This is a genomic window from Diplocloster agilis (genome assembly GCF_019042275.1).
Taxonomy (GTDB): Bacteria; Bacillota; Clostridia; order Lachnospirales; family Lachnospiraceae; genus Diplocloster; species Diplocloster agilis.
Window position 1 is genome coordinate 81,789 of sequence record NZ_JAHQCW010000024.1, and the last position, 11,770, is coordinate 93,558.

The window sequence follows — 11,770 nt, forward strand, 5'->3', positions numbered from 1 at the left end:
ATCAGGAATCGTTACCAGAATCATTTCCCCGCTATCCGAAGCAATTCCTCCCGGTTCACGTAACCGGAAAGGCAGCCCACCGACTGGACACAGGTCCCGCCGGTGATGTTCCCGAACAGAACGCAGTCCTCCAGCGGATAGCCTTCGTACAACCCGAACAGGAACCCGCTTAAAAATGCATCGCCGGCCCCTGTTGCATCGACCGGATGAACTCCGGGAAGCGGCGGTATGATCCTGGTTCCGTCCCGGTCCTTTATCATGCAGCCGTCTTCATCCAGCTTTATGATCACCTGTTCAAAGAATCTGCCCAACACCTCCGCGGCATCCTGAAGATTCCCGGTCCCGGTGATCTGAAGCGCCTCCTTCCGATTCGGCGTATAGTAATCGGCCGTCTCCAGATAAGGGCGGTAATTTTCAACAGACAATTCTTCCGACCATCCCGTGTCCAGGACGAGAATCGTCCCCTCTCTTTTCAGCCTTTGATAAACCTGCAGAAAATCCTCCTGCATATCCACCACTCTGGCCCCTTTGAGTTCCCGGTATATTTTTTCTTCCAGCTGTGGAGTGACCGTTTTCTGGTTCCGGTAGGACAGAAAGCTTCTGTCCCTATCCGTCACCATCGCTACGGATACCGTAACCGGCATCTCCTCCCCGGAATACAGATTCTTATAATCGATATGGAAGCGTTCCAGCTCTCTTCTTGCAAAATCCGAAAAGAAATCCCTGCCCAGAAAAGTCAAAAGCTTAACGGGAACGCCCAGTCTGGCCATGTTAATCATTGTGGCGGGAACCCCGCCGCCGATCTGGGTATCAAATTCCCGGGAATAGATTTCCTTTCCCTCTTCCGGCAGATGCTGAAGCCCTGTAAAAAGAAGATCCACATTCAGGTAACCCGCTCCTCCTGCGAATTTCATTATTTCCACCCCTCTGTATATTCATGGTTCGCTTCCAGATACTCCTGAACCAATGTCCTGGCCAGGGAGTAAGAATTTATCAGCGGATGTACACACAGGCAGTCCACCGCCCGAGCGATACTCTTCTGCCGGATGGCCTCCGAAGCCAGCCTCTCATAACATTTCACCTGACGGATCAGTTCCATCTGCATGACTCCGGGCTGTCTGATCTGATGCGGGATATAATCACCGTTTCGGATCGTACACGTGACTTCCGCCACATCCGTATCCAGAAGTCCGGGAATCGCTCCCTGGTTCGGCACACACATAATCATCTGCGTCTCTTTTCCTGTGATCTCCGATTCGATATAAGTCAGAGCCACCCCCGCGTATCCTCCGTGGTCGGGGGCATACAGATCAAAATGAAAAGGTTTGGTATTGCCCGATACGCCGGTTTCATTGGCCATATAGGCCGTCTCTCTTATTCCGTGCCATTTTTCAAACACGCGCAGGCAGGCGTCAAAATCATGTTCTATATCCATACCGGACAGTTCTTCGGTCATCTGGCGGTTCACATCCCGGATCACCTCTCCTCTTGTGACTCCTGCGTTCAGGATATGTTCCACAGCCTCCTGCCGGTAATAATAGTAATACAGATATTCGTTCAAAACACAGCCAAAATGTGCGGCCAGCTCTTTGTCAAAAAAACGCATCTGCGTCGAACGGTAGATCTCATCCCGGCCAAGCAGACCGGGCATTACTTCCCGTCCCTTAACTTGAATGCTCGGGAAAAAGGACAGATGATTCAATCCGTAGCAGTCTCCGGTCACCTCTTCCGGCTTTACCCCGTACAGATCTGCCAGAGAGCGCAGTAACTCACTGGGAGCGTCACAGATTCCAAATGTAAAATCGTACCCCATGTCACGAAGCGTCTGTGACACCACTCCGGCCGGATTTGTAAAATTAAAGATTTTTACACGGGGGGACGCGTACTCTCTCGCAAGCTCACAGTATTTTACCAGAGCCGGTATGGAGCGCATGGCAAAGGAAAATCCCGCGGCCCCGGTCGTTTCCTGACCCAGAATACCGTGAGACAGTGCGATCCGCTCATCCCGGACACGCATCTCATCTCCTCCTGCCCGTATCGTGGTAATCAGGTAGTCCGCATCCCGGACCGCTTCCACCGGATCGGTTGTCAGTGAAAATTCCACTTCCGGGTCCAGCCTCCTGGCTGCCTGCTGGGCCATTTTTCCATAAACAGCCAGCTTTTGTTCGTCGTTATCCATAAAAACGATCCGGCTAAATCCCAATCTGCGGGCACAGGATACCAGGCTCTTCGCCAAAAACATGGAGCGGACCCCTCCTCCGCCTACAACTGTAAGTTTTCTTTCTGCCTGTTCTCTCATTTTCTCCTCCTATCGCGCAGGAACTATGTCTTAACATGAACTGCGTCTTATTATACTATTCTAACTACCTTAAATCTGCATCACTCAATCCTTTTTCTGCCCTTTATCTCTGGGAATACAGGTTCCGCCCTCCAGGATCGTGTAGGGAAGCACGATTTCCATATTGGGAAATCTTTCTTCGGGATTCTGAAAAGCATCCAGGATTTTCGTCACAAACTGAGCGATTGGCTGCCAGACCGTGGTCAGTCTGGGGATCACACGCTGAGAGATGCTGATCCCGTCAAATCCCAGAACCGAGATATCCTCCGGCACCTGATACCCGTGATCGGCCAGAGCCGCTATGGCTCCCAGAGCCATCTCATCGCTGAATGCGAGGACTGCCGTAAAATCCAGACCGCTCTCAATTCTCATACCGGTCAGCCGATATCCATTCTCGTAGGTTGGGCTGCCATATTCCACCCGGGATTCGTCAAACACGATGCCATATTCCTCCAAAGCCCTCCGGCATCCCATCAGCCGCTGATAACCGGACCCAATGCTCTGAGAACGGTGGGCAAGAAATAAAATCTGTTCATGACCACGTTCCAGAAGATAACGGGTCACGTCATAACCGGCCGACAGATCGTTGATCCGAATCATCTCACAGCGGCTGTCCGAGGTGGCTCCCCCCAGCATAACGCTTTTGATATTCTTGGCGCCGACATAGTTTAAAATGGCCTGATCCACTTCCTCGTCCAGATAGATGACACCGGTGATGAAAATCTCTTTAAAAAGCATCTTATAACTTTCATCTCCCGGAAACGTTGGAATAATGATTACCCGGTAATGATACCTGGGGACTTGCTCAATCAGCTCTTTTAACACTTCCGTAAAATAGCCCTGCCGGAGATTGGGCAGAAATACGGCGATTACCCCCTTGTCCTTCTGCCGTTTCCCGGGGATCGGAGTATAATCCAGCATTTTCATTGCCCGCTCGATTTTCTCCGCCTTCTCGTCACTGACGATACTGTTCCCTGATATATACCTTGAAACCGTTGCCGGAGAGACCCCCGCCTGTTTCGCAATCTCACGTATGGTTGCCGACACTTTCACCACCACTTTTCTGTAGGAATGTACTGCATTATTATAGCCAGGTTCTTACATATTCCGCTTATCCTGTTTACTTATGTCCTTGTTTTTATCATAATATCCTGTGATTTCTTCGTCAATATTGTTTCATTTGTTTCATAGTTGTTTCACAATTTTCATCAAAAAAAGTCCGGGACATTCAAAAAAGCCCTCATGTAGCTCGGGGCTTTTTTGAAATAAACTAAAAATAATTCCCAGTCTTCGCGTTGAGCAGGCTATTTTTCCGATCTGTTCCCACATGATACCGTTTTACGCATCAGACACAAAGAACCGATACCCACAACCATCATCAGGCCCCCCGCTGCGCATGCGCCCCGGACCGATCCGTTTCCGGGAAGCAGCAGATCCATCGCCGTCACCGGTACCGACAGCGACAGAAACCGAAACGGTACTATTCCAATATAATGATAGAGAAGGGAAGGCAGCAGCACGCCGACGCCGGCCAGATACGCCGATTCCATCCGTTTCATACGGAAGGATAAACACAAAACCAGAAAAGCGCTGCAGACCAGCATAAGCCACCGGTATCCGTAGAGCAGCATCAGGAAAGTTCCGATACTGCATGGAACCGGAAAATCTGTCAGCATCGCCAGGCTCTGCACCGGCGCCCTCAGAGTGCCGGTCCGGCAGGTATTTATCATTGTATACACCTCCCTGCCATAGATCAGTCCCCATACAGCCGTAGTCACCAGCAGAGCCATAGAAAGTTTGGTCAACACCCATTTTCCCCTGCCGTTCACTGCCGTGCGCGCTACCCGGTTCATTCCGGATTTGGTCTCATAAGCGAAGCAGCCGGCCAAAAGCAGAATGACCGCCAGTAGTCCTACAAGAGCCGCTCTCTGTCTTTGTTCACCCGCCGCTTCCCCATAGATACTCTCATAGGCCGATTCATCCAGCAGCCAAAGCTTCTCTCCTTTTTCAGCCGACAGAATCTGTAATTCATTGACACGGCTCTGTACTCTCTGCAGCGCCTGCTGCTTTATGCCCGCCGCTTCATTTTCCCGGATACAGCCATCCAGCTGTGTATAATCGATCTCACCGCTGTCATACTGCCGCTGCGCCCGTTTCAAGTCATCCGCCGCCATGTCGATCTCCTTTTGGACCGAAGCGATCTGCTTTTGTGTCTCCTCATTCAACTCTCCTTCCCATTGCATCAGATATTCCCGGGTCAGTACCATGGGCATAGTAGAATCCTGAACAGGTACGGCAAACGTAAGACCGAGAGCGGCATATACAAACAAGGCCGCGGTCACGATTCCCCTCTGAAGAAACAAAAGCTTATAAAATTCCATACCAAACAATCCCAAACGCCGGAGCATCCGGTCTTTTACCGAATTCCACAGCCAGGCGAGCCGTACCAGTCCGCTTTTCCCGCCGGCCGGCTTCTGTATGCACGAAAGGACGGCGCACCATACCACGCAGGCCAGTCCCAAAGGCAGCAGCGCCGCCTGGGAAATACGGCGGATGCCCGCCGGATATCCGAAGAGATCCGCGTTCAGGTAGTTCGTATACAGATCCGACAGGTGGATATAGGTGAAAATATTAAAGTATTTTAAGATACCGAACAGATTCTGAACCGGCAAAAACCGATACAGCACATACTCCACACTAAGGAAAAACGCCAGTACGGCAATCGTAAGTTTTACATCATGGACCGCGCTGAGCAGCAGCCACAATAACATGGCCAGAACAAAAGCGCTCACTATCCGCATCATAAAATACTGTGCCAGGAATCCCCCCACCGTACACACCTGCGGCAGCTTCCCCAAAAGTTCCACAGACTGTGCGGCACGGCCAAGCCCGATCCCTCCCCCATAGATGGCTAATCCCATATACAGATCTGAACCGTACAGCAAAATCGATGCGCCGGCCGACACGCAGAATAATATGCCGGTTCTTAAGGCCGCCAGCCGGATACGGCCTGAAGGCGCCGCGTGCACGATGCACCACAGTCCCTTCTCCCTCTCCTCCAGGAAGCTTAAGCAGACCATGATCAGGGTCAATAAAAGAAGATAATCCGTCAAAGGGAAATCCAGAAAGGCATTCACCGCACCGTCCGCGCCCAGGCTCAGCGAAATTCCTGCAAGCTTCTCAAAATCCCCGGCCGTCCGGATAATATTTCTCCCCGAAAACCCATCCGTATCGTTAAAGACAGAAAATGCCAGCAGCCTGTCTTTATTTTCCCTGATCCCGTCCAGGTATTCTTCATAACCGTTCAGATAGGACAGCTGGGCCAGCAGCGCATCCACGGCTACGGTCAGCGATTTGACATCCTCCCTCGTCCATATACCCTGCTGGAATTTTTTGATGTAGGGCGCATACTTTAACCGATATTTTTCATATTGATCCTCGTAGTAATACTGATCCTGATTTTGCACAATGATGTATATCTCCGTCAAAAGGCCTAACTCCTGTTTCATCTGCTCAAGTTCCGCCTGGGCCGTCAGGGTGTCCATACTCTGATATTTTCTCAGCAGATTCCGGTAGATCCGATGGCATCTGACCGGGTCCGCGTCCATAGTCTGATCGATAATCTCTCCGTTTAGTCCAAAAGACAGATCCGCCGAATCGGAAAAATTAGCACTCAGGTTCATTCCGTAGTTCCCATCCTTTTGCGCCTGCCAGAAGAAGAACATATTAAAAACCAAAATGATGCCAAATCCCAGCCAGAGGCGGCGGTTTGTGAAAATGCGCAAATACTCTCTCATCTCCCCACCTACTCTCCGAGATAATACAGATACACATCTTCCAGGCTCAGATGGTCCGTAACAAAACTGCCTTCTTGGGGCAGCTCATCACCCACCATCCGAATCCAGGTTTTCCCGTCCCTTTGAAATACATTTCCCACCCTGTATTTCCGCTGCATAGCGGGAAGCTCCTCCGGCTCACAGGGCATTTCTCTCACTTTATCCGCCACCCGCCGCATTAGTTCCCCTGATGTGCCGGTTCCGATCAGCTTACCCTTTTTCATCATAATGATCCGGTCCGAGATAGATTCAATATCACTTACAATGTGGGTCGCCAGCAGAATAATCCGGTCCCGGGAGAGGGATGAGATAAAATTCCGGATGCGGATGCGCTCCTTGGGTCCAGTCCCGCAGTCGGCTCATCCAGGATCAATATCCCCGGGTTTCCCAGCATCGCCTGGGCTAACAGCACGCGCTGTCTCATGCCGCCGGAATATCCGCCCAGCTTTTTATGACGTTCCCCGGCCAGGCCGGTGACCTGAAGGAGCTGATCTATCTCAGCCGCGGCCTGCTTTCTCTTCAACCCTTTTAGCCGCGCCATATAAAACAGAAACGTATCCGCCGTCATCTGCTCATAAAACCCCTGCTGCTGCGGCATGTATCCCAATCTTTTCCGGTAGTCCCGGCCAAGTTTCAGAATGTCTTTCCCGTCGAGCAGGATCTCGCCGCCGTCACGTTTCAGATTGTCCGTCAGCAGGTTCATCATCGTGCTTTTGCCGGCGCCGTTTGAGCCCAGAATTCCGTAGACGCCGGGGGTAAAAGTGATGGTAAGCCCGTTCAGCGCCCACTGCTTCCCATACCGTTTCTTCAGATTCCTGATTTCCAGCTGCATATCTTCCTCCTCACGGAAAGGCCAGAGGCTTGAATTCACCTGTCCCGGACCGGATCTCCGATTTCGGAAGATAATAATATGTATAACCCAAGCTGAAACCATCCTGCGTCATACTCGTTAAATTTTCCGCACACAGGAAAACCATATCCGCGTCACTTCCTATGATCCGGCCGTTCCCGCTTCCTTCCTCCTGCCCGTTCCCAAGACTTGCATACTCTCTGTAACCATATTCACCCAGGTACTCACCCTTGCGCGTATACACATAGACCGTATCCTTATCCCTGTTATTGATATATGCCATTTCTCCGTCAAACTCGGCAGTACCGGTATGACTGGGATCATCGGTTGCAGCAATCTTCTGCGTCTCTTTGGTGGAAAGATTGTACTGGTACAGGCCGTTTCCGGACAGAAAATAATACAAAATCCCCTGATCTATGTACCAGCCGTTGACCGAAACATCACTGGTATCCCATTTCCCTGTTTCAGCGGATTCGGGAACCGTCCAGACCTCCGTTAACGCTTCGGTCCCGGGATCGTATTCGTACAAAGTATCCCGGAACTGCTTCGATTTGGGGTTGCCAAAGCAATAGAATTTATCCTGATCCGCCCACAAATACCACAACTCCAGCGAGTCAGACACCGCCTCATAGTCGAGTTCTATATCATTTGTTTTGGCCACCTTGGCGTCCTTAAGCTCTCCTCCCAGCGGCGCGCAAAGGATATTTTCCCGATCAGACAGGAACAAAACCTGTCCTTTATGGATGACGAACTGCGTCGGATTGGAATAGAATCCTTCATTCTGCGCCCTCAGGGTCATAACTTTTGTCTTCTGGGTACCATCGGCGTTCATGGCATAGAGGTTCCATACCCCTTCATCCACCCCCGGTATTCCCTGCTCCTGTCCGGCGGCATAGTATAGCTTTCCGTCATAATAGGTGATATGGCTTATGTTCCCCAGATAAGCGTTACAGTTCTGGTCCTGGTGCGAACATTCCGGCTTACCGCACAGAATCGTGGATTGCATGGTTTCTTTATCCACAAAATACAGGTAACCGTTCCCCATGAAATAATAGCCCTTCTCAGAAGCACATCCGCGGTTAAACGTATCTTCCTGGGACATATGGAAGGGTTTCTGAAATTCCATAAAGGAAGCGTCTGTCTCCGGGTCTGCGGAGCGGGTGGCGGGAGTACCGGATGTAAGAGCTTCCTCCTGATTTTGGTTCTCCGGCACGGCCGGGCTGTCCTTGCCGCAGCCTGCCGCAGCCACAATTAGACAGAACGCCATGGCTGCCAATATCCTTAATTTTACTTTTGTAAATTTTCTTGTATATTTATTTACTTGATTGATCCATTGATCTGCTGATCGATTTGTGAATCCTCGGCTCCTTTCGTTTTTACCGCTTGCTTTTTTATTCATTCTTGCTACCTCCGTTTTTTAATTTTTTACATACTATCAGAGGTTTGCATCATTTTCCCATCAAGGGTAAACCATCTCCGTCACGTCATGCCCGAGATAAAAACCGTATTCCGTCTCGGCGGCGTAATATAGGACAGCGGACTCTCCTTGTTGAAAGACGTATGGATAGTCTTTCAATATTGAATCCCTGGGCTCCAGTATCTCCATAAACGTGGCAGCCAGGGCAGCCATCCCGGTATTTTCCCCGGACTCCACTCCCAGATAACCGGCAAACGCCAGTACCTTGTCGGACGTAAGCGTTTCCTTATCCCCATTGTAATCCGCCGTATAAAGGTAGAGAATCCTGCCTGTCTCATCGTCAATCCCGCACTTAAGATAGCCGTTATCCGAAGACAGGACAACCGTCCACAGGATCATCGCCCGGCTGTCATCATAAGAACTCATCACCAGAGCGGCGCTGCCGGTCCTCTGCTCCCACTGCGCTCCGGACGGGTCCGCCGTCAGCACGCCTCTGTGGAAAAGCTCCTGCAGTTCAGAAGAACACTGGGTGAGAATACTCTCACCGGAATATTGGTTGCCTGTGGATACGCCCGTGATTTTCTCGCTGGACAGCAGTTTTAATTTATCCAGAATGGTTAGAACCGGCAATTCCTCTTCTGTTTCATCAACCGGATGATCCTGAAGATGGGGTTTCCCCAGAATCTGGCTGTCCCTATACATTTGAAACTGATAGGGCGCAAAGATACTTAAGACGATCCATCCAAACGCAATCACGGTAACCGCCGTATATTTCCATCTACTCCTCATCCTTCCCACCTCCGATACTGACCGTCACATCTGTTCCCCGCCCAGCCTCGCTCTCAAAAGACAAGGTCCCCCGATGGGCCTCCACGATAAGGCTGCAGATCGCAAGGCCCAGGCCGGCTCCGCCGCTGGTCCTTGCCCTTGCTTTATCCACCCGGTAAAACGCCTCTGTAATCCTGGCCAGTTCCTCCGGCCGCATCCCTTTCCCGTTATCTGATACTGTGATTCGATACCGCTCCTGATGATAACGTCCCACCAGCCGGATGAACCGCTCTCCTCCTGCAGGCTTCCCTCCCGGATCGTCTGTCCCGGACTCCCCAAACGCCTGTCCCGCATTTTCCAGAAGATTCAGTATCAAGGTTCGGAAAAGCACCACATCGATACAAATACCGGCATCCTCGATATCAGCGGACAACCCGATGCCCCTTTGTTCCAAAGACGGCCGTATAAACGAGGAAATCTCCTCCAAAAACGTCTTTGCACCGACGCTCTCCATAGCCAACTCTCTATTTTTCAATACCATCAGATCCAGCAATTTAAACGAAAGCGCCTCCAGACGCCTGCTCTCCCGAAATATCGTGTCGGCGGCCTGAAGCCTTATCTCCTGCGGCAATTCCCGTGACCGCAGCATATCCGCGTACCCCATAATAGAAGTAAGCGGCGTCTTCACCTCATGAGCGAAGCTTCCCGAGAATTCCTCCTGCCGGCGCAGCGCCTCTTTCAGCTGATCCATTTTGTGCTCCAAAGCTTCCGCCATCCGGTTAAAATCCTCCGCCAGCATACCTACTTCATCCTGTCCCTTTCCCAGAGCCCTAACCCCATAATCACCCTTTGCCATCTTCCTGGCGGCCCTGGACAAACTCCGAATCGGTTTCGTCAGCCACTTTGAGAGCAGAAGCACCAACACCCCCGTAATACAGGTCATCCCCACCGTCAGCCTGATGAACAGCCGGTACTGCGCATCTCTCGTCTCAAAAACTCCGGTGATATCCCTCACCGTCTCAAGCGTATAGACCCCACTTCCCAATTTCCAGTGACTTATAAAATGAATCCGGTACCCCCCGTCCTCACTGAGAATAACATAACCCGACTGCTGCTCGGACACGTCCTGAAAAGCGGACTCATAACCGGCAAACGCCGGAGTCTGATACAGGGACCTTTCCTCCTCATCCGCCACCTGTACCGGAACCTGTTCCCTGCTTTTATCCAGGACAGAAGACAGCACGCGTTCAGCCACCGCATGGATATCCCGATAATCCTCCGGAGGCAGAAGCCGGGAAGCTGTCCGCAGCGCTCCATTCAGCATCATATTCTGACTCTCCGCGAACTGAATCTCCCGCTCCAAAAACTGCTGCAGCCAGGACGACATCAGAATCATACCGCCAATGGAAAAAGTACAGCAGACAATCAATATCGTTGTCAGAAAAATTTTCCATGAAAATTTCATCTAAGACCTCCGCTTTTCTCATACATCCAGCCGGTAACCCACCTTATACACCGCGGCGATCCGCTCTTCCCACCCAATCTTCTTTCGAAGCCTTTGCACATGCAGATCCACCGTACGGCTATCCCCCAGATAACTGCCGCCCCATACCCGTTCATAGATCGTTTCCCGGTACAGAGCGGTACCCGGATTCTGAAGAAACAGCAGCAAAATACTATACTCCTTTATCGTCAAATCAACACACTTCCCCGCCTTTTTTACCGTATGCGCCGTCATATCCAGTTCGATATCGAACATACGGTAAATCTGTCCGATTTTCCGGCACCTGCGCAGCACCGTCTCCACCCGGGCCAGCAGCTCGATGATCTCAAACGGTTTCGTCAAATAATCCTGTGCCCCAAGCTTCAGCCCCGCCACCCGGTCCTTTACCGCTGATTTCGCCGTAAGAAAAATCACCGGAATATCCAGAAACCGGATATAATTCATCAATTCCACCCCATCTATCTTCGGCAGCATAATATCCAATAAAACCAGATCATAAGCCCCCGCGTCAATCTTACGGATCGCGTCCTCCCCATCCAGCGCGAAATCGCACTCATACCCGGACATTTCCAGGTTCAAGACAACCAAATCAACAATCGCCTTTTCATCATCCACAACCAAAATATGATTCATATCCATCCCCGTTCCTATCTCTCAAACTAAATTTTATGCTGTATCAAACCTTCATCTCTTACCAAAACTCTGACTCCTGCTCAATCTCCATCACTCACCAATCCCTAATATTTCAACGATTATACATCATAATTGCATCATTTCTGCATCAAAAAGTCCGCCTAAAGCAATTTGCCATCACCAAAGCAGGGGACATGGAAGCCGGGGCCGGCGGACGGTTTCCAGGGAGGCTTCCGGTTCCGGGGATCTGTAGTGTCTTCCCGGGGGCTCCGGATGCCCGCTGCTTAGAGCTTGGAACTGCGGGCGCTATCCGCGGGACGCTCCAGGCGGCCGGGTTCTTTTGTATCTCCCTGGGGGCGCATAGGGCGGCTGTGAATACGCTTAGTGAAATCGGAAAGCCGGGTTCAGGATGCACGGCGGACTT

The 11,770-nt window shown here is 51.1% G+C and carries 10 protein-coding genes; all 10 read right to left on the reverse strand.

Annotated elements, in window-relative coordinates; all coding sequences use genetic code 11:
- Nucleotides 1-20 precede the first annotated feature (20 nt).
- The 10 genes from KTH89_RS14515 to KTH89_RS14560 all read right to left on the reverse strand — a co-directional run bounded on the left by KTH89_RS14515 (nucleotide 21) and on the right by KTH89_RS14560 (nucleotide 11,346).
- On the reverse strand, nucleotides 21-914 hold the full coding sequence (locus KTH89_RS14515; RefSeq protein WP_158348319.1) for a carbohydrate kinase family protein: 894 nt from the start codon (nucleotides 912-914) through the stop codon (nucleotides 21-23).
- Nucleotides 914-2,299: a family 4 glycosyl hydrolase gene (locus KTH89_RS14520; protein WP_238722185.1), complete on the reverse strand. Its 1,386-nt coding sequence runs from the start codon at nucleotides 2,297-2,299 to the stop codon at nucleotides 914-916. Before KTH89_RS14520 ends, KTH89_RS14515 begins: the two co-directional genes overlap by 1 nt.
- A gap of 84 nt (nucleotides 2,300-2,383) precedes the next feature.
- Nucleotides 2,384-3,385 (reverse strand): LacI family DNA-binding transcriptional regulator, encoded by a 1,002-nt coding sequence (locus KTH89_RS14525; RefSeq protein ID WP_238722186.1) that lies wholly within the window; start codon nucleotides 3,383-3,385, stop codon nucleotides 2,384-2,386.
- Nucleotides 3,386-3,642: 257 nt separating this feature from the next.
- Nucleotides 3,643-6,135: a hypothetical protein gene (locus tag KTH89_RS14530; RefSeq protein WP_238722187.1), complete on the reverse strand. Its 2,493-nt coding sequence runs from the start codon at nucleotides 6,133-6,135 to the stop codon at nucleotides 3,643-3,645.
- 8 nt (nucleotides 6,136-6,143) lie between these two features.
- A complete protein-coding gene (locus KTH89_RS14535) occupies nucleotides 6,144-6,401 on the reverse strand; it encodes a hypothetical protein (RefSeq protein ID WP_238722188.1) in 258 nt (85 codons plus the stop codon).
- 32 nt (nucleotides 6,402-6,433) lie between these two features.
- The gene (locus KTH89_RS14540) at nucleotides 6,434-7,006 is read right to left on the reverse strand and encodes an ABC transporter ATP-binding protein (protein ID WP_238722189.1); all 573 of its coding nucleotides are present in this window, start codon (nucleotides 7,004-7,006) and stop codon (nucleotides 6,434-6,436) included.
- A 10-nt stretch (nucleotides 7,007-7,016) separates the two neighbouring features.
- Complete coding sequence (locus KTH89_RS14545) at nucleotides 7,017-8,423, reverse strand: hypothetical protein (RefSeq protein WP_238722190.1); 1,407 nt, start codon at nucleotides 8,421-8,423, stop codon at nucleotides 7,017-7,019.
- Between the two features lie 60 nt (nucleotides 8,424-8,483).
- Nucleotides 8,484-9,230: a hypothetical protein gene (locus tag KTH89_RS14550; RefSeq protein ID WP_158348308.1), complete on the reverse strand. Its 747-nt coding sequence runs from the start codon at nucleotides 9,228-9,230 to the stop codon at nucleotides 8,484-8,486.
- On the reverse strand, nucleotides 9,220-10,674 hold the full coding sequence (locus KTH89_RS14555) for a sensor histidine kinase (protein ID WP_238722191.1): 1,455 nt from the start codon (nucleotides 10,672-10,674) through the stop codon (nucleotides 9,220-9,222). The genes KTH89_RS14550 and KTH89_RS14555 overlap by 11 nt, the downstream gene beginning before the upstream one ends.
- Nucleotides 10,675-10,692: 18 nt before the next feature.
- Entirely contained in the window at nucleotides 10,693-11,346 is a 654-nt protein-coding gene (locus KTH89_RS14560) for a response regulator transcription factor (RefSeq protein WP_238722192.1), read from the reverse strand.
- Between the last annotated feature and the right edge of the window lie 424 nt (nucleotides 11,347-11,770).